This window comes from Streptomyces sp. NPDC085932 (assembly GCF_044540525.1).
GTDB classification, from domain to species: Bacteria; Actinomycetota; Actinomycetes; order Streptomycetales; family Streptomycetaceae; genus Streptomyces; species Streptomyces levis.
Genome location: NZ_JBITSJ010000001.1, coordinates 192,819 through 209,601, shown reverse-complemented (window position 1 = coordinate 209,601; position 16,783 = coordinate 192,819). Strand labels below are relative to the sequence as shown.

Below are 16,783 nucleotides of genomic sequence, written 5' to 3'. Positions count from 1 at the left end.
GATGTGACCGTGACAGAAAACCCCATGTACTCGAGGCAGCGTCTCGCCCAGCGACTCAGGAAGGGCCGTGAGGACTCCGGCCTGACCCAGCAACAGGTCGCCGAGTCGTTCGGCTGGAGTCCTTCGAAGGTCATCCGCATCGAGAGCGGTTCGAAGCCGGTGAACGTCCCCGACGCCATGGTGCTGATGACCAAGTACGGAATCACCGGCGAGGAGGCGGAGAGACTGACCGAACTGGCGAGGGCGGCCCGCCAGCCCTCCTGGTACGCCGGATACAAGGAGATCTTGTCACCGGAGTTCGAGGCGTACCTGGCCTACGAGGAGTCCGCCTCGATCGTCCGGGACTTCGCGCGCAACGTGATCCCGGGTCTGTTGCAGACCGAGGAGTACTCAGCCGCCCTCTTCGCTGCTTTCGGCACCGCGGCGGACGCCGTGGAGAAGCGAGTGGAGCTCCGTATGCGGCGGCAGAAGGTGCTGGACACGTCAGCCGAGTTCTTCTACATCCTCGACGAGTCGACGCTGCGCCGTCAGGTCGGCTCGGAGACGGTGATGCGGCATCAGTACGAGGCACTTGTCGCCGCGAACGAACGGCCCAACGTCAAGGTGCTGTACGTGCCGTTCACTGTCGGGCTCTACCCACTGTTCCGGAGCCCCTACACGATCTTCGAATTCCCGGACAATGACGACCTCGTCACCTATCTGGAGAAGCCGGAGACCGAGGAGCTCTTGAGTGAGAAGACTCCGAGGTCGGGCAGGCAAAGCCCTTCCGACTACCTCGACGCGTTCTGGAAGGTCGAGCATTCACTCGCTCTGGAGATCACTCAAGGAGATTGGCTGTGAGCGCACACATACGCCGCTCGTTCCGGCGAAGACCGGGGAATGACCATCGAGGAGACGAACGCCGTCCAGGCGTTCACACCGAACGAGATGGGCCCGAGGTCGGTGGATTTGGAGTCCCGCACGCATATTCGGGGCCCCTCCAGCACCTCGAGACACTCGTTCGCTCCGCTGTGGGAGCTCTTGCGCCATCGGCGCTGTCTCCTGGGCCTCACACGCACCCCCTTAAGCTCCGCCGAAATCCTCGATCGAGAACACTCGCCCTGCCGATTATGGGCAACCCTCACAAGGGGTGACAAGGCGTGTTTTCCGACAGGCATCCAGAGGATTGGGCGGAATCAAAAAGATCGCAGAAAAGCGCGAAGAGGAAGGGAGCCGTCAGGCCTCGCCGGCAAGCATCCGGCCTGCGGCTCCCCCACAGAGCGCTCCCTCATGATTGGGAAGGCAGCACCCTGAGATGGATTCTAATCGCTCGACCAGCCGACTGGTACGAGAACACTGGGACAGGTGGGGCAGGACGTTCACCGGCAATGTGATGCGCGGCGCGAGCACGGCGGCAGGAGGAGCCCTCATATCCTTCCTAGTCTGGTGGCTCCGCAACGGCTAGACGCAACTTCGGACAAACCGTCAGGACGCCGCAGGCGTGCACCCGCCGATTCTGGATAGTCCGGCCCTGTGGACGCATCACTGGTGACCTTCGGGCACAGCACCGCCGGGCGGGAGCGGATCGGCGCGTTGCTGGGTGGGGCCGGGGTCGTGGCTGTCGTGGATGTGCGGATCGCTCCCGGTAGTCGCCGCGACCCCGATCTCCTGCGGGAGCGGCTCGGTGTGTGGCTGCCGGAGCGTGGTGTCGGGTACCGGTGGGAGCCCGCCCTCGGCGGGTTCCGGCCGCTGCCCGCGGACAGTCCGGACGTGGTGTGGCGCAACAAGTCCTTCCGCGGGTACGCCGCCCACACCCGTTCCCCGGAGTTCGTCGACGCGATGGACCGCCTGCTGCGCGAGGCCGCGCACGCCCGTACGGCCGTGATGTGCAGCGAGGCGGTCTGGTGGCGGTGTCACCGTCGGCTGATCGCCGACTTCGCGGTGCTCGCCCGTGGCGTACCGGTCCACCACCTCATGCACGACGGGCGCCTCACCCCCCATGCCCCGACGGCGGGTGTACGCCTTCGGGACGACGGGCTGCTCGTGTACGACGGCTACGACGGGGAGGCGGCGGACGGCTGAGCCGGGACCTCGCCGAGCGCGGCGATCGCGGCCGGGGCGTACCCGGCGTGCAGGAGCGGGGCGCGGATGTCTCCGTCCAGGTCGGGGACGTAGCCCAGCAGGACGTCCGCCGGGCCCTCGATCCTCAGGTCGCCCAGGGCCGCCGGCAGGAGCAGGGTGCGGGCGCGGTCCAGGGTGCCGGTCCAGGGGCCGGAGGTGACGGTGACCGGGGCGCCCGCGTTCGTGAGGATCCGGGCGGTGGGGAAGGTGTGGCGCAGGGGCGCCTGTGTGCCGGCGGTCCAGCGTTCCAGGGCGAAGTGGGGGCCGGCGCAGAGGATGGTGCGCCGTACGCCGTCGTCGACGCCGATGCTCAGGCCAGGGTGGAACTCGGGGCGCGGCTCGGGGCGCCACTCGGCGAGGAGGTTCTCCAGGTTCGCGTGCCATTCGGCGTCGGGGACCGGGGAGCCGTCCTCCATGCGGGTGCGCATGGCGTGCTGCTGGATGTCGGAGGTCTGCTCGATCTCGTACACGAGCGTGCCCGGGCCGAAGCTGTGCAGCGTGCCGCCGGGGACGTGGATCGTCTCGCCCGCGCGGACGGGCAGGCGGCGCATGACCGCGTCGAAGTCCTGGGCGAGCAGGGCGCGGTGCAGGGTGGTGCGGTCGACGCCCGGGCGGACGCCGACCAGAGCGGTGGCTCCGGGCGCGGCGTCCAGGATGTGCCAGGCCTCCGTCTTGCCGTTCGGTTCGCCCTCCAGCTCACGGGCGGTGGCGTCGTCGGCGTGCAGGTGGACGGGGAGCCGGCCGCGGCCGTCGATGAACTTGGTGAGGAGCGGGAAGCGGGGACCGGGGTGCGGGACGGGGCCCAGCAGTTCCTCGGCGTGCCCGGCCATGAGCTGCCGGAGGGTCTGCCCGGCCAGAGGGCCGTCCGCGACGGTCGAGGCGTCGCCGTCGACGTCGCTGACCTCCCACGTCTCGGCGACCGGGCCGTCCGGCAGCCCGGTGCGGCCGAGCCGCTCGGCGATGGCCCGGCCTCCGAAGACGTGCTGCTTGACGGGGGTGGTGAGCCGCAGCGGATACCAGTTCACGGGCCTCCTCACAGGGGCGGCAATCGGTCGTCGGCAGTTCGGTTCCAGCCGGCATCGGTCCGCTTTCGGTAGCGACGGCCGGATCGTTCACAGCGGCCCGGATCGGTCGCGGCGGCCCGGATCGGTCGCCGCAGCCGGCTCGGTCCCGGATCGGCTCGGTCATCGGCCATATCGGTCCCAAGTCCGGCGGTACCGGCCCCATCGTTCGCCGGCACCGCCGGGTACCCCTGGTGCGGGTGGTGCATGCGTGCGGTGGGAGCCCTGCCGGACGACCGGGAGCACGGCCGGGCGCCCGGCGTGCGCCGCCTGCTCCGGTCGTGATCCGCTTCGCCCCGGCCACAGGACAGGCCCCGGCCTTACAGGGCGTAAAGCGACCGAAGAATGGATATGGGTCATACGGCGACACGCGGGGAGTGTCCGACGTGCCCGGATGCCGGGCGCAGCGGCTTCAGGGGAGGGAGCGCGCATGGACGGCCGGCCCTTGTACACCGAACCGCAGGAACCCGTACCGCAGATTCCCGAGCCGCAGAAACATGAACCGCGGATCACCGAGCCGCTGAATCCGGCACCGCTCTACCTCCACCCCCGGCTGGAGCCCCGGCTGCGGTCCTTCCTGGCGGACGCCTCGACCCTGCACTCGCTCACCGACGGGCTCGGCTCGCCGTTGCACGTCGTGGTGCCCGATCAGATCGCGGAGAACGTGGAGCGGTTCCGGTCCGTGTACCGCGCGCACCACCTGGCCGGGCAGGTCTTCTACGCCCACAAGGCCAACCGGTCCAGCGCGCTGGTGCGCCGCCTGGCCGCGACGGACGCGGGCGTGGACGTCGCGTCGCTGGAGGAGTTGCAGCACGCGCTGGGGGCCGGTTTCTCTCCGGACCGGATCATGGCCACGGGGCCGAAGAACCCGGAGTTCCTGTGGCTCGCGGCTCGCGCGGGCGTCACGGTCGGCGTGGACGGGCCCACGGAGCTGGACCAACTGGCCACGCTGGTACGCAAGTACGGGCTCGCAAGGGTGCGGGTCCTGCCTCGGCTGTCGGGGTTCGAGACGACGGGCGTGCGCGTGCTGAGCCGGCGCAGCCGCTTCGGCACCCCCGTACGGGAGGCGGAGCTGCTCCTGGAGGCGGTCGAGCGGCACGGTGACGCGGTCGACGCGACCGGAGTGGCCTTCCATGTGGACACGATGAGCGTGGCGGAAAAGGCGGTCGCCCTCGAAGGGTGCCTGGCGGTCCTTGAGGCCTGCCGCAGCCGGGGGTTGCGGCCCCGGGCCGTGGACGTGGGCGGCGGGTTCGGCGTCAGTTACCTGGCCGAGCGGGAGCAGTGGGAGACGTACACGAGCGAGCTCACCGCGGCGGTGATGGGCCGCCGCCCTCCCCTGACCTGGGGCGGGCACGGTTACGGGCTGCGCGAGGAGTCCGGCACGCTGCGCGGCGCGCTCGGCCTGTACCCCGCCCACCGGTCCGTGGCCGGCGCGGCCTACCTGGACGAGCTGCTGGCCCAGCCCGCTCCCTCCCTGGGCGGCCGCCCGCTGGCCGCGCTGCTGCTGGAGCATCTCTACGACCTGTACACCGAGCCCGGCCGGGCCCTGCTGGACCAGTGCGGGCTGACGCTCGCGAAGGTGCTGGAGGTCCGCACGCAGGGGACCGACGGGGCCCTGCTCGTACGGCTGGCCGCGAAGGCGGACGACATCGCCCTGGAGGACCACGGCGTGCTGATGGACCCGGTGCTCATCCCCCGGAGCGGAGCCGCGGCGGGCGAGGGGCCCGTCGCCGTGCACCTCTTCGGCAGCCTGTGCCTGGAGAGCGACCTGATCACCCGGCGCACGGTGTTCCTGCCGCGCCGCCCGGCCCCCGGCGACCTGCTGGCCTTCGCCAACACCGCGGGCTACGCCATGGACTTCCACGCCACCCGCGCGCAGCAGCAGCCCGCCGCCCGCAAGGTCGCCGCCTGGCAGGACGGCGAGGCCTGGCGGTGGTGCCTCGACGACCAGTTCTGGCCGATCACGCCCTCGGGGGGAGCCCAGTGAGGTACGACAGCATCACCGAGGCGATAGGCAACACCCCGCTGGTGCGGATCGACCCGGCCGTGCACGGCCTGCGCCACATCGACCTGTACGCCAAGCTGGAGATGCTCAACCCGTTCGGCTCGGTCAAGGACCGGGCCGCCTGGAACATGGCGCGGCCCCTGCTGGACGAGGCGGTCGAACGGGGCAGCCAGGTCGTGGAGTTGTCCAGCGGGAACACGGCGAAGGCCCTGGCGGTCGTCGCGGGCATGCACGGCCTGGGCTTCAAGAGCGTCACCAACCGGATGCGCATCCCGGAGATCAAGGACCTCCTGCTGCTGCTCGGTGCGGAGATCGAGGAGCTGCCGGGGCAGAGCGAGTGCCTGGACCCGACCGCGACGGACGATCCGCTGACCCTCTTCCACCGGACGCTGTCGGCGTCGGGCGGCGCCTATCTGCACACCGACCAGTACTTCAACCCGCGCAACACCGAGGCCCATCTGACCGGCACGGGGCCGGAGATCGTGAAGGACCTGGACGGGCGGGTCCCGGACTGGTTCGTCGCCTGCGTCGGCACGGCCGGTTCCTCCACGGGCGTGGCCCGCGCGCTGCGCGAGGAGGACCCGTCGGTGCGGGTGCTCGGGCTGGTCGCGGCCAAGTCCGACTTCATCCCCGGGATCCGCACCATCGACGAGGTGCAGGAGGTCGGCCTGTTCGACCCGGACACGTACGACACGATGGAGTCGGTGACCGCGGACGAGGCGATCGAGGGGATGCTCACGCTGAACCGCCGCTGCGGCATCCTGGGCGGGCCGACGGGCGGGGCCGCCTACTTCGGCGCGGTGCGTCATCTGCGCGCCCTGGACGAGGAGTCGGAGGAGCGGCGCACAGCGGTGTTCATCGTCTGCGACCGGGTGGAGAGCTATCTGAGCTACGTCCGGCAGCGGCGGCCGGACCTGCTGGGTCGGCCGCCGCGGAAGAACGCGCCGGCCGACCTGTCGGAGGCGGAGGTGGACGGGGCGCCGTCGGTGACGGTGGCCGAGGCCCGGCGCTGGATCGACACCGACCGGCCGCTCGTGGTCGACCTGCGCAGTTCCTACGCGTACGCGGCGCTGCACATCGACGGTTCGGTCAACATCGTCGACGAGCTGTTCGCCGAACTCGTGCGGGGCGGGCTGCCGTTCAGCCGGAGCCGGCCGGTGCTGCTGGCGTGCCCGGTCGGCGAGCAGTCCGCCCGGTACGCGGCGCTGCTGACCCGGATGGGCCACCCGGACGTGCGCAGCCTGGCGGGCGGCATCATCGCCTGGCGGGACGCGGGCGCGCCCCTGGTGCGGGACTGACGGCCGTGACGGCGTCGACCGCCGGCGAGGATCCGGGCGCGTGGCAGCGGGAGTTGCGCGCCCACTTCCCCATCGTCACCGGGCACCCGGAGCTCGCCTATCTGGACAGCGCGGCCACGGCGCAGAAGCCGCAGGCCGTCCTGGACACCGTGCAGACCTATCTGACGACGTCCAACGCCAACTCCGCGCGCGGCACGTACACCTGGGCCAACCGGACCACGGAACTGGTCGAGCGGACCCGGGAGCGCGTCGCCCGGTTCCTGGGCGATCCGGGGACCGGCGGCCCGGTCGTGCACTTCACCGGCGGGACGACCGAGGGACTGCGCACGATCGCCCGCGACTGGCTGCCCGGTTTCCTGCGCGACGGCGACGAGATCGTCGTGCCGGACGCCGATCACCAGGCCAACATCGTGCCCTGGCTGGAGGCGCAGCGGCAGCTCGCCCGCGAGGGCGTGCGGGTGCGGGTGGTGCCGATGCCGTACCAGAGCGGCTCCGGGGACTACGACCACCGGGCACTGGCGGAACGGGCCGGGCCGCGCACCCGGTTCGTCGCCACGACCCATGTGCACCACGTGTACGGCGGCGACATGAACGTGCAGCGCATCCGCCGGGCGGTCGGCCCGGACGCGGTGATCTGCCTGGACGCGGCGCAGAGCGTGGGGCATCTGCCGGTGTCGGTGGCCGACCTGGACGTCGACTTCGTCGTCTTCTCCGGGCACAAGGCGCTGGCCCTGCCCGGTTCGGGCGCGGTGTGGGCGCGGCAGGCGCGCGGGCCGGCGTTCGTGCCCGGCGGGTGGAGCGGCACCCCGAACACCGTGGGCATCGCCTCGCTGGAAGCGGCTCTGGACTGGCTGGACGCGGCCGGTGTGGACCGGATCGAGCGCTGGACGGCCGACCTGGCGTCCCGGCTGACCGACGGGCTGCGCCGGCTGGACGCCTACGAGATCCTCGGCTGCCCGTTGAGTCTGGCCGCCGACGCGCCGGTGCAGCGGCGCCAGGGCATCGTCTCCCTGCGCCATCACGCGATCGACTCGGGCGATCTGGGCTTCATCCTCTTCAGCCACGGCTTCATGGTGCGTTCCGATCACCACTGCCAGGGCGACGCGGGCGAGAAGACCGGTTCGGTGCGAGTGAGTCTGCATGTGTACAACACCGTGGAGGAGATCGACCGGCTGCTGTCCGTTCTCGCCTCACTCGGGTGAGGCCGGGCCGCCTGGGCGTAATGAGAACCGTTTCCACCTGTAGGCTCGGGGCGGCAGGAGTCAGGTGCGAGACGGCAAGGTGGCGCGACCGGATGGGGCTGAGTCTGGCGACGGCGGAGCAGTGGGTGGAGCGCTGGGAGCTCCAGCAGCAGCGGTACGCCGTCGACCGCGAGGAGCGGTTCACGGTGATCGCCGACGTGGTCGAGCACGTCACGGCGGGGCGCGCCGGCCGGCCGCTCGTGGTCGACCTGGGCTGCGGGCCGGGATCCCTCGCCGCCCGGCTGGTGCGGCGGCTGCCCGAGGCGGAGATCGTGGCCGTGGACCGGGACCCCCTGCTGCTGGAACTGGGCCGCACCCACCACCCGGACGCCGCCCGTTACGTCGACGCGGAGATCGGCGCGCCGGGCTGGACCGAGGCCCTGGGCCTGGACCGGCCGCTGGACGCGGCCGTCTCCACCACGGCCCTGCACTACCTCGACCGCGCCACCCTGCTGCGCACCTACCGGCAGCTCGCCGCGCTGCTGCGCCCCGGCGGCGTCCTCGTCAACGGCGACCACCTGCCTCCGGACGAGGCGGGGCCGGCCGGGATCGCCGCCCATGTCGGGCGCTGCCGGGCCGGCCGGCAGCGGGTCTTCGCGCACGAGGACTGGGGTTCCTGGTGGGCCGCCGTCGCGGAGGACCCCGAGCTGGCCGACCTGCTCGCCGAGCGCCGGCGCCGCGCGGAACCCTCCGGCACCGCCCGCCCCGCCGAACTCCCCCTCTCCGTGCACCTGGACCTGCTCCGGCGGGCGGGTTTCCGCCAGGCCGGACCGGTCTGGCAGTACGGGGAGAGCTGCGTGCTGGTCGCGGTCCGCTGACCCGCCCGGGCTCACCCGTCCGCCGCCGCCGGATGGTGGACGCAGGCGGGCCGCCGGACCATGGACGCAGGTGCCGCCCCTGGCGATGCCGTCCTGCCGGTCCCCCGGCGGCCACCAGCACACGCGAGGAGCCCCGATGACCACCGCCGAGCACCTCACCCACGCGGACCACGCGCACGCCCACGGCGACGACTGCGGCCATGTCGCCTTCCCCCATGGCGACCACACGGACTACGCCCACGACGGCCACCTCCACCGGATGCACGGGGACCACGTCGACGAGTGCGCCCCCGGCGGCCACACCGTGCACCAGAACCACGACCACCAGCACGGCGACCTCTGCGGCCACCTGGCCGTCCGGCACGGCGACCACACCGACTACGTCCACGACGGGCACCGCCACGCCGCCCACGAGGGGCACTGGGACGACCACTGACCCGAGCCGGTCTCAGGCCAGCTCGTCCCAGTGGACCGTGCGGTCGCACCAGCGCCGCAGCAGAGTGCGGTCGTGGCCCACGGCCAGCAGGGCGGCGCCGGTCGCCGCCCGGTAGTCCTCGACGGCGGCGACCAGGGCGGCCGCGGTGGACGCGTCGAGCATGGCGGTCATCTCGTCGCACACCAGCACGCGCGGGCGCAGCACCAGGGCCCGGGCCAGGCAGGCCCGCTGCAGCTGGCCGTCGCTGACCTCGTGCGGCCGTCGGGTCAGCAGGTCGGGGGTGAGCCCGACGGCGGGGGCCAGTTCGGCGATCCGGCCCGGGATCTCCCGGGCGCGGCCGGTGGCCCGCAGGGGTTCGGCGATCAGGTCGGTGAGCGGCAGCCGGGGGTCGGCGGAGAGCCTGGCCTGCTGGAAGACGACCCCGAAGGCGGTGCGCTGGTCGCGCGGGGCGCGGTGGCGCCAGTGGCGTACGGGTGCGCCGTCCAGCAGGACGGTGCCCGAGTCGGGGCGGTGCAGCAGGGCCGCGACCCGGGCCAGGGTGGACTTGCCGCAGCCGCTCGGGCCGAGCAGCCCGACGGACTCGCCGGGGCCGAGCGTCAGGGAGACGTCCCGGACCACCGGAACGTTCCTGGTGTATCCGGCGGTGATGGAGCGCAGCTCAAGCACGGACGTCCTCCGGCACGTGCGGGTGGTGGCAGGCGACCTCGCCGGACGGGGGCGCCTGGCCGGTGCAGAGATCGGTGGCCCGGGCGCAGCGGGGGGCGAAGGCGCAGCCGTCGGGGAGGTCGCCGAGTTCGGGCGGCATGCCCGGGACGGGCGTGAAGGCGCGGTCGGGGAGGGCCTCCAGCAGGCCGCGGCTGTAGGGGTGGCGGGGGCCGGGGTCGCCGAAGAAGGCGGCGGCGTCGGCGAGTTCGACGATCCGTCCCGCGTACATGACCGCGACCCGGTCGGCGATGCGCTCGGCCGCCGCCAGGTCGTGGGTGATCATCAGCAGGGCCCGGCCGGCGCCGTGCGTGCCTGCCGGGTCGTCGACGTGCCGGCGCAGTTCGTCGACGGTGCGGTCCACCAGGTCACGGTCGAGGCCGGTGGTGGGTTCGTCGGCGAGCAGCAGCGGGGCGTCGCCGACCAGGGCGAGGGCGGTGGCCGCGCGCTGGGCGAGGCCGCCGGAGAGTTCGTGCGGGTACCGGTCGAGGTGGGAGGCGGGGAACGCGGCCCGTTCGGCGGCGGCCTCGGCGGCGGCGCGCAGGGCGGCCCGGCCCCGGGTCGCGGTCAGGGCGGCGACCGTCTCCTCCAGCTGGGAACGGACGGTGCGCACGGGCGTGAGGTGGGCGGCCGGGCTCTGCGGCACAAGGCCGATGAGCCGGCCCCGTACGGTGCGGGCGAGGGTGCGCTCCCCGGCCGTGAGCAGGTCCAGGTCGCCGAGGAACGCGGACCCGGCGGTCTGCGCGTTGCCCGGGAGCAGCCCGAGCAGGGCGGAGGCCAGCACGGACTTGCCGCAGCCGCTCTCGCCGATGAGGGCGAGGCACTCCCCCGGCACCACGTCGAACCGGGCCCCGGTGACGGCCGCGACGCGCCGCCCGGCGGGCATGAGGAACCGCACGGAGAGGTCGCGCACGGACAGCACGGGGGCGGGACGGGAGGCGGGGCCGGTCTCCGTGCCGGCCGGCCCGGGCCCGATTCCGGTGCTCACAGCATCAGCTCCGATCGGTGACGGGGGTGCAGCCGCTCCCGCCACGCGCCCGCCAGGCCGGCGATGGCCAGGGTGGGCACGATGAGGAAGAGGCCGGGGAAGAGGGTCGGCCACCACTGGCCGGCCAGGAGGGAGCCGCGGGCCGTCTGGATGAGCGTGCCGAGGCTCGCCGTGTGGGTGGGCAGGCCGAGGCCGAGGAAGGACAGGGCCGACTCGTGCCACATGGCGTGCGGCACCATCAGCACGGCGGCGAGGGCGGCTTGCGGGAGCACGGCCGGCAGCAGGTGCCGTACGGCCACCCGCCACCGGGACGCCCCGCCGGAGACGGCCGCGTCGATGTAGGGCCGTGACCGCAGCGACAGCACCTCGGCGCGCACGATCCGGGCCGTGGACAGCCAGTGCGTGAGCGCGACCGAGATCACCACCGGCCACACCCCGGGCCGGAACATCGCGACGATGAAGATGCCGAGCAGCAGGTGCGGTACGGAGGAGAACGTGTCGACCACCCGCATCAGGGCCCGGTCGGCCCAGCCGCCCAGCGCCCCGGCCGCCGCGCCCACGGCGGTGCCGACGACGGTCGCCGTCACCGCCGCCGCCACGCCGACCAGCAGCGAGACGCGCAGTCCGTAGACGCAGCGCAGCAGCAGGTCGCGGCCGACGTCGTCGGTGCCGAACGGGTGCCGCAGCGACGGCGGTTGCAGCTTGGCGACGAGGTCGACGGCCTGCTGGTCGAGCTGCACCAGCGGCGGTACGAGCAGCACGGCCAGCACGGTCGCGGCCACCAGCACGGCGGAGGTGCGCACGCGCAGGGCGCGGGTGGAGCGGCGCCTCGGCCCGTGCGACCGCCACGCGCTCTCGGCCGGGGAGCCGGCGGGAGCCGGCGCGTCACATGTCACTGAGCTTCACCCTCGGGTCGAACAGTCCGTAGAGCAGGTCGGCGAGCAGGTTGCCCGCGAGCACGGCGGCGGTGGCCAGGGCCGTCAGGCCGGCGAGCAGCGGGAAGTCGACGGCGGTGGCGGCCTCGACGGTGGCGGCGGCGATGCCCGGCCAGCTGAAGACGCTCTCCACCAGCAGGGCGCCGGTGATGAGTTCGGGCACGCGTGAGCCGATCAGCGTGAGCACCGGCAGCAGCCCGGAGCGCAGGGCGTGCCCGAGCAGCACCGTGCGTTCGCTCAGGCCGCGGGCGCGGGCGCCGCGCACGGGGTCCTCCGCCAGGGCGTCGCCGACGCCCTGGCGGACGTAGAGCGTGAACCAGGGCAGCTGGGAGATCGCGAGGACTCCGGCGGGCAGTACGACGTGACTCGTGACCTGACCGAACGTCACCCGCTCGCTGCCGGTGTCGGTGAGCCCGCCGGCCGGCAGGAGGTCCCACTGCAGGGCGAACAGCCAGATCGCGAGGAGCGCGATCCAGAAGACCGGGGCCGCCTCCAGGGTGTAGGCGAGGGAGGTGACGGCCCGGTCGACGGCCGAGCCGGGCCGGCGGGCGGCGAGCACGCCGAGGACTGTGCCCACCAGCACGGCGGCGGCGAAGGCGACGGCGCACAGCAGCGCGGACCACACGAGCCGTTCGCCGATCACCTGGGCGACCGGCTGGCGCAGCGCGCTGGAGTGGCCGAGGTCGCCGGTGAGCGCGGAGGTCAGCCAGTCCCACCAGCGCGCGGCGAAGGGCCGGTCCACGCCGAGGTTCTCGCGCAGCCGGTCCAGGGTCTCCTGGTCGGCGCCGAGGGCGGCGGTGCCCGCGTAGGCCTTGACGGGGTCGAAGGGGGAGGCGGCGGCGATGGCGAACACGCCGAAGGTGACGACGAGCAGGGCGGGGACGGCGAACAGGGCCCGCCGTCCCGCCAGCCGTGCCATGTCTCCCCAGGGCGGACGGCTCACTTCTTCGGCTGCCAGTCCTCGATGTTCCACCAGGGGCCGCTGGCGAAGCCGTGCTCGTGCGGCTCCAGCTGGGTGGTCAGGCCGTCCCAGCGGTCTGCCAGGACGTAGAGGTGGTCGATGTGGGTGAGGAAGGTGTAGCCGGGGTCCTGGACCAAGGCGCGCTGCACCTTCTCGTAGGCGGACCGGCGCTCGTCCGGGTCCTGGCTGCGGCGGCCGTCGTCGAGGGCGCGGTCCACGGCCGGGTTGTCGTAGCGGGCCATGTTGTTGAAGCCGTCGCCGGCGAGGGAGGAGTGCAGCAGGGTGTAGAGGCCGAAGTCGGGGTCGCCGGTGCTGCCGAAGCCGGCGAGGACGGCGGTGTCCTTCATGCGCGGCTCGATGACCTCCCAGGTGGCACTCTCCACCCGGACGTCGATGCCGGCCTTCTTGGCGTCGGAGGCGTAGGCGAGGGCGTGGTCCTGGCGGACCTTGTCGCCCGAGGGGTAGAGCAGGGTGAAGGAGGCCCGCTGCCCGTCCTTGGTGCGGATGCCGTCCCCGCCAGGCTTCCAGCCGGCCTCGTCCAGGATCTTCTTCGCCCTGCCGAGGTCGTGGGCGCGCTCGACGGAGGTGCTGAACGCCGGGTCGTCGACGGGCAGCGGCCCGTAGGCCGGACGGCCCGCGCCGTCGAGGATCCGGTCCACCATGGCCTTGCGGTCGACGGCGGCGTCCAGGGCCCGCCGGATCGCGCGGTCGCCGGTGACCTTGCCGGCGGTGGGCAGGGTGACGGCGCGGAAGTCGTAGGAGCGGGCCTGGTAGGTGCGCTTGCCGTCGTCGTTCCTGAAGGTCGCGGCGAGGTTCGGCGGGAGGACGGCGCCGTCGAGGTCGCCGGAGCGCAGGCGGGTGGCGCGGACGTTGTCGTCGGCGACGATCGCCATGGTGAAGCTCTTCACCTTCGGCGCGCCGCCCCAGTAGCGGGGGTTGGCCTTGAAGGCGAGCTTCTCTCCCTTGCTCCACTTCGTCAGGACGTACGGTCCCGTGCCGACCGGCTTCGTGTTGAAGGAACCGGTGTTCGGGTCCTGCTTGCCCGCGAGGTGCTCGGGGACGATGGGCAGGACCGTGCGGGCGGCGAAGGGGGCGTAGGGGTACTTGAGGGTGAAGACGACCCGGTCGTCGCCCTCGGCCCGGACCTCCTTGACGGCGTCCAGCTCGCTCTTGAAGGTGTTGTTCGTCCTCGCGTCCAGCACGGTCCGGTACGTGTAGACGACGTCGTCGGCCGTCAGCGGCTCACCGTCGCTGAACTCGACGCCGTCGCGCAGGGTGTAGGTGTACGTGCGGCCGCCGTCGGTGACCTCGGGGAGCGCCGCCGCGAGGGCGGGCTTCAGCTTCAGGCCGGCGTCGCGGGCGAGGAGCCCGTCGAAGATCTTGGAGTTGCCGTCCTTGCCGTAGCCGAGCAGCGGGCTCAGCGTGTCCGGCTCGGAGGCCACCGCGATGACGACGGATCCGGCGGACGCGCCGTCGCCCGAGCCGCCGCTGCTCGGCGCGGAGCAGGCGGTGACCGCCGCGGCCAGCGCCGCCGTGACGGCGGCCCCTCGTATCCGACGGGTCGACATGTGACCTCACACCCTTGTTGCGCTAGTCAGGTTGTTGCCAAGACTTCGCAATTAAACAGGCAAGGGGGGTGGCCGCGCACCATCGCGGTGCGGAAGAGCCAGGTCATCGATGCGCGCGGACCGGCGGCGGGCCGGTGAAGTGGGGCTCGCCGCCGGTCCGTTCACGCCGTGGTTCAGCCCTGGGCCAGGGTGACGTCCTGCTTCGAGGCCGCGTGGAACGCGGGCAGCGGCAGGAGGCCGAAGGTGCGCAGTTCCATGAGGGTGGCCTCGACGTGCGCCGCGCCGGGCACGAGCACGCCGGGCGCGGGCCGGCCCGTGTTCACCCAGCGGTGCACGGCCCCGTCGCACACGGCCCGGGTGCCGCCGACGCCGTACCGGGTGGTGGAGACGCCCTGGCTCACCGAGGAGCTGACGAAGACCGGGCCGCTGGAGCTCGCGCAGCGGTAGGTGCCGGACAGGGTGACGGTGCCGTCGGCGGCGATACGGCCCACCGCGTCGACGGTCACGGACTCGTTCGGGGCGACGAGGGACGGGGCGGCGCTGGACGCGGCGGCGGGGACCGCGCCGGCGCCGGTCAGCGCCAGTAGCGCGGCACCGACGGCCGCGCCGGCAAGGGGACGGATGCGCATGGGGGAAACCTCCCGTAATGAGTGGAATGACCGACTCCCACTCGTACCGGCCCTCCGGGCCGCCGCCCGTGACCCTCACCCCTTCGGTGGCGAGTCCGCACCGGGCGTCGTGGATCCGTCCGGGGACTGTCCGGGACGTGTCACACTTCCGGCCGCGCCGTTCCGATGAGTCCCGGACGGGAGGACGGTCTGTCCGTAGGAGTCGTGCGAACCGTTCGGACGGCCTTACCGACGTGGAGGTGCGCCATGTGTGCCCACGAGCCCCAGTGCCCCGCGACCGGCTCCCCCGCCGCGCACGTCGTCGCCGCCCGCCCCGAGCAGGGCTGGAGCCTGCTGTGCGACGGGGCGATCGTCTTCGACGACACCGGCGAACTGCTGCCGGACGGACGCGTGGTGGAGCCGCACCGCCTGAGCGTCGGGCATCTGGCCTCCGCGGCCTGACCGGCAGGCGGCGTCAGGGCAGGACCGCGAAGCCGTCCAGTTCCACCAGCGCTTCCTCGTCCCACAGCCGGACCACCTGGACGACCGCCATGGCCGGGTAATCGCGGCCGGCCAGTTCCCGCCACCGGCGGCCCAGTTCCGGGGCGTGGGCGCGGTAGGCGGCGACGTCCGTGGCGTAGACGGTGACGCGGGCCAGGTCGGCCGGGGTGCCGCCGGCCGCGGCGAGGGCGTCCAGCAGGTTGGCGAGGGCCTTCTCGAACTGCTCGGGCAGGGTCGCTCCGACCACCTTGCCGTCGGTGTCCAGCGCGGTCTGTCCCGCCAGGAACACCACGCGGGAGCCACTGGCCACGACGGCGTGGGAGAAGCCGGCGGGCGGGGACAGCTCGGGCGGATTGACGCGTTCGATGCTCACCGGGCCTCCTGCCTGGCGTACAACTCCTTGGCGATGATGCCGCGTTGGATCTCGCTCGCGCCCTCGTAGACGCGCGGGGCGCGCACCTCGCGGTAGAGGTGTTCGAGCAGGTGGCCGCGGCGCAGCGCCCGGGCGCCGTGCAGCTGGACGGCCGTGTCGACGACGTACTGCGCGGTCTCGGTGGCGAGCAGTTTCGCCATGGCGGAGCGTCCGGGCACGTCCGGGGCGCCCTCGTCGTACGCGGTCGCCGCCGCGTAGACCATCAGCCGGGCCGCCTCCGTGCGCAGGGCCATCTCGGCGACCTGGTGGGAGACGGCCTGCAGGTCACGCAGCTTGCCGCCGAAGGCGTCGCGGCGGGCGGTGTGGTCGAGGGTCGCGTCGAGCGCCGCCTGCGCCATGCCGACGGCGAAGGCGCCGACGCTGGGCCGGAACAGGTTCAGCGTGCCCATGGCCACCCGGAAGCCGCGGTCGACCTCACCGAGCACGTCGCCGGCCGTGACCGGTACGCCGTCGAGGTCGAGTGCGCCGATCGGGTGCGGCGAGAGCATGTCGAGCCCGTGTCCGGTCAGTCCCGGGCGGTCGGCGGGCAGGAGGAACGCCGTGACGCCGCGGGCGCCGGCGCCCGCGGTGGTCCGCGCGAAGACGGTGTAGAAGTCCGCCTCGGGGGCGTTGGAGATCCAGCACTTCTCACCGGAGAGCCGCCAGCGGGCGGGGCCGTCGGGGTGGGCGGTCAGGGCCAGGGCCGCGGCGTCCGAGCCCGCCCCGGGCTCGCTCAGGGCGAAGGCCGCGACGGCCGTGCCGTCGGTCACCGCGGGGAGCCAGCGGTCCCGTTGGGCGCCGGTGCCGTGGGCGTGGACCGGGTGGGCGCCGAGGCCCTGGAGGGCCAGGGCCGTCTCCGCCTCCGTGCAGGCCTGGGCCAGGGACTCGCGCATCAGGCACAGGTCGAGCGCGCCCGCGGCGAACAGGCGCTCGATGAGACCGAGTCGGCCCAGTTCGGCGACCAGGGGCCGGTTCACCCGGCCCGGTTCGCCCTTCTCGGCCAGGGGGCGCAGCCGCTCCGCGGCCAGGGCACGCAGCTCGGCGCACCAGGCGAGTTGTGCCGGTTCGAGCGAGAATGCGGTCATCGCCGGTCCCTTCTCCGCCGCCCTGCTTCCGGCCGGGCCACTCCGAGGCTATCGCGGACCGTTG

The 16,783-nt window shown here is 73.1% G+C and carries 18 protein-coding genes; 8 read left to right on the top strand and 10 right to left on the bottom strand.

The genetic code is table 11. The features are described 5' to 3' along the window. The first annotated feature begins 3 nt into the window (after positions 1 to 3). The gene (locus tag ACIGAQ_RS00880) at positions 4 to 840 is read left to right on the top strand and encodes a helix-turn-helix domain-containing protein (RefSeq protein WP_399778150.1); all 837 of its coding nucleotides are present in this window, start codon (positions 4 to 6) and stop codon (positions 838 to 840) included. Here the strand turns inward: ACIGAQ_RS00880 and ACIGAQ_RS00875 are convergent. Next, on the bottom strand, positions 822 to 1,157 hold the full coding sequence (locus ACIGAQ_RS00875; protein ID WP_399778149.1) for a DUF397 domain-containing protein: 336 nt from the start codon (positions 1,155 to 1,157) through the stop codon (positions 822 to 824). The genes ACIGAQ_RS00880 and ACIGAQ_RS00875 overlap by 19 nt on opposite strands. Before the next feature lie 355 nt (positions 1,158 to 1,512). Here ACIGAQ_RS00875 and ACIGAQ_RS00870 point away from each other — a divergent pair, with 355 nt between their 5' ends. Continuing rightward, positions 1,513 to 2,061: a DUF488 domain-containing protein gene (locus tag ACIGAQ_RS00870; protein ID WP_362278139.1), complete on the top strand. Its 549-nt coding sequence runs from the start codon at positions 1,513 to 1,515 to the stop codon at positions 2,059 to 2,061. On the opposite strand, the gene ACIGAQ_RS00865 is transcribed toward ACIGAQ_RS00870, so the two are convergent. Further along, complete coding sequence (locus ACIGAQ_RS00865; protein WP_399778146.1) at positions 2,034 to 3,125, bottom strand: type I phosphomannose isomerase catalytic subunit; 1,092 nt, start codon at positions 3,123 to 3,125, stop codon at positions 2,034 to 2,036. The genes ACIGAQ_RS00870 and ACIGAQ_RS00865 overlap by 28 nt on opposite strands. Before the next feature lie 466 nt (positions 3,126 to 3,591). Between ACIGAQ_RS00865 and ACIGAQ_RS00860 the strand changes: the two genes are divergently transcribed. The 5 genes from ACIGAQ_RS00860 (at position 3,592) to ACIGAQ_RS00840 (ending at position 8,959) form a co-directional block, all read left to right on the top strand. Further along, positions 3,592 to 5,148, top strand: coding sequence for a Y4yA family PLP-dependent enzyme (locus ACIGAQ_RS00860; protein WP_399778144.1), 1,557 nt, complete (start codon positions 3,592 to 3,594; stop codon positions 5,146 to 5,148). Continuing rightward, positions 5,145 to 6,464: a pyridoxal-phosphate dependent enzyme gene (locus tag ACIGAQ_RS00855; RefSeq protein ID WP_399778142.1), complete on the top strand. Its 1,320-nt coding sequence runs from the start codon at positions 5,145 to 5,147 to the stop codon at positions 6,462 to 6,464. Before ACIGAQ_RS00860 ends, ACIGAQ_RS00855 begins: the two co-directional genes overlap by 4 nt. A 5-nt stretch (positions 6,465 to 6,469) precedes the next feature. Then, on the top strand, positions 6,470 to 7,666 hold the full coding sequence (locus ACIGAQ_RS00850; protein ID WP_311683172.1) for an aminotransferase class V-fold PLP-dependent enzyme: 1,197 nt from the start codon (positions 6,470 to 6,472) through the stop codon (positions 7,664 to 7,666). Between the two features lie 92 nt (positions 7,667 to 7,758). Then, the gene (locus tag ACIGAQ_RS00845; protein ID WP_399778140.1) at positions 7,759 to 8,523 is read left to right on the top strand and encodes a class I SAM-dependent methyltransferase; all 765 of its coding nucleotides are present in this window, start codon (positions 7,759 to 7,761) and stop codon (positions 8,521 to 8,523) included. A 136-nt stretch (positions 8,524 to 8,659) separates the two neighbouring features. Further along, entirely contained in the window at positions 8,660 to 8,959 is a 300-nt protein-coding gene (locus ACIGAQ_RS00840; RefSeq protein ID WP_311683176.1) for a hypothetical protein, read from the top strand. Positions 8,960 to 8,971: 12 nt separating this feature from the next. Here the strand turns inward: ACIGAQ_RS00840 and ACIGAQ_RS00835 are convergent, their stop codons facing one another. From ACIGAQ_RS00835 to ACIGAQ_RS00810, 6 genes are all read right to left on the bottom strand, one after another. After that, positions 8,972 to 9,625, bottom strand: coding sequence for an ATP-binding cassette domain-containing protein (locus ACIGAQ_RS00835; protein WP_311683178.1), 654 nt, complete (start codon positions 9,623 to 9,625; stop codon positions 8,972 to 8,974). Beyond that, a complete protein-coding gene (locus ACIGAQ_RS00830) occupies positions 9,618 to 10,547 on the bottom strand; it encodes an ABC transporter ATP-binding protein (RefSeq protein ID WP_399780615.1) in 930 nt (309 codons plus the stop codon). The genes ACIGAQ_RS00835 and ACIGAQ_RS00830 overlap by 8 nt, the downstream gene beginning before the upstream one ends. 98 nt (positions 10,548 to 10,645) lie before the next feature. After that, positions 10,646 to 11,545: an ABC transporter permease gene (locus tag ACIGAQ_RS00825; protein ID WP_399778137.1), complete on the bottom strand. Its 900-nt coding sequence runs from the start codon at positions 11,543 to 11,545 to the stop codon at positions 10,646 to 10,648. Then, positions 11,535 to 12,503 (bottom strand): ABC transporter permease, encoded by a 969-nt coding sequence (locus ACIGAQ_RS00820; protein ID WP_399778135.1) that lies wholly within the window; start codon positions 12,501 to 12,503, stop codon positions 11,535 to 11,537. The genes ACIGAQ_RS00825 and ACIGAQ_RS00820 overlap by 11 nt, the downstream gene beginning before the upstream one ends. A 20-nt stretch (positions 12,504 to 12,523) precedes the next feature. Beyond that, complete coding sequence (locus ACIGAQ_RS00815; RefSeq protein ID WP_399778133.1) at positions 12,524 to 14,113, bottom strand: ABC transporter substrate-binding protein; 1,590 nt, start codon at positions 14,111 to 14,113, stop codon at positions 12,524 to 12,526. A gap of 173 nt (positions 14,114 to 14,286) precedes the next feature. Then, entirely contained in the window at positions 14,287 to 14,742 is a 456-nt protein-coding gene (locus tag ACIGAQ_RS00810) for a DUF6299 family protein (protein ID WP_362278151.1), read from the bottom strand. A 246-nt stretch (positions 14,743 to 14,988) separates the two neighbouring features. On the opposite strand from ACIGAQ_RS00810, the gene ACIGAQ_RS00805 reads away from it, so the two are divergent. Further along, the gene (locus tag ACIGAQ_RS00805; RefSeq protein ID WP_311683188.1) at positions 14,989 to 15,183 is read left to right on the top strand and encodes a DUF5999 family protein; all 195 of its coding nucleotides are present in this window, start codon (positions 14,989 to 14,991) and stop codon (positions 15,181 to 15,183) included. Between the two features lie 13 nt (positions 15,184 to 15,196). Here the strand turns inward: ACIGAQ_RS00805 and ACIGAQ_RS00800 are convergent, their stop codons facing one another. Both ACIGAQ_RS00800 and ACIGAQ_RS00795 read right to left on the bottom strand, forming a co-directional pair. Beyond that, positions 15,197 to 15,595, bottom strand: coding sequence for a RidA family protein (locus ACIGAQ_RS00800; protein ID WP_311683190.1), 399 nt, complete (start codon positions 15,593 to 15,595; stop codon positions 15,197 to 15,199). Then, the gene (locus ACIGAQ_RS00795) at positions 15,592 to 16,719 is read right to left on the bottom strand and encodes an acyl-CoA dehydrogenase family protein (protein ID WP_399778130.1); all 1,128 of its coding nucleotides are present in this window, start codon (positions 16,717 to 16,719) and stop codon (positions 15,592 to 15,594) included. The genes ACIGAQ_RS00800 and ACIGAQ_RS00795 overlap by 4 nt, the downstream gene beginning before the upstream one ends. Positions 16,720 to 16,783: the final 64 nt, after the last annotated feature.

Bases quoted from the DNA above. Each gene is read 5' to 3' on its own strand.
- ACIGAQ_RS00810 (WP_362278151.1), bottom strand. From the start codon at position 14,742: ATGCGCATCCGTCCCCTTGCCGGCGCGGCCGTCGGTGCCGCGCTACTG.
- ACIGAQ_RS00820 (WP_399778135.1), bottom strand. From the start codon at position 12,503: ATGGCACGGCTGGCGGGACGGCGGGCCCTGTTCGCCGTCCCCGCCCTG.
- ACIGAQ_RS00845 (WP_399778140.1), top strand. From the start codon at position 7,759: ATGGGGCTGAGTCTGGCGACGGCGGAGCAGTGGGTGGAGCGCTGGGAG.
- ACIGAQ_RS00815 (WP_399778133.1), bottom strand. From the start codon at position 14,113: ATGTCGACCCGTCGGATACGAGGGGCCGCCGTCACGGCGGCGCTGGCC.
- ACIGAQ_RS00875 (WP_399778149.1), bottom strand. From the start codon at position 1,157: ATGCCTGTCGGAAAACACGCCTTGTCACCCCTTGTGAGGGTTGCCCAT.
- ACIGAQ_RS00805 (WP_311683188.1), top strand. From the start codon at position 14,989: ATGTGTGCCCACGAGCCCCAGTGCCCCGCGACCGGCTCCCCCGCCGCG.
- ACIGAQ_RS00830 (WP_399780615.1), bottom strand. From the start codon at position 10,547: ATGCCCGCCGGGCGGCGCGTCGCGGCCGTCACCGGGGCCCGGTTCGAC.
- ACIGAQ_RS00795 (WP_399778130.1), bottom strand. From the start codon at position 16,719: ATGACCGCATTCTCGCTCGAACCGGCACAACTCGCCTGGTGCGCCGAG.
- ACIGAQ_RS00860 (WP_399778144.1), top strand. From the start codon at position 3,592: ATGGACGGCCGGCCCTTGTACACCGAACCGCAGGAACCCGTACCGCAG.
- ACIGAQ_RS00840 (WP_311683176.1), top strand. From the start codon at position 8,660: ATGACCACCGCCGAGCACCTCACCCACGCGGACCACGCGCACGCCCAC.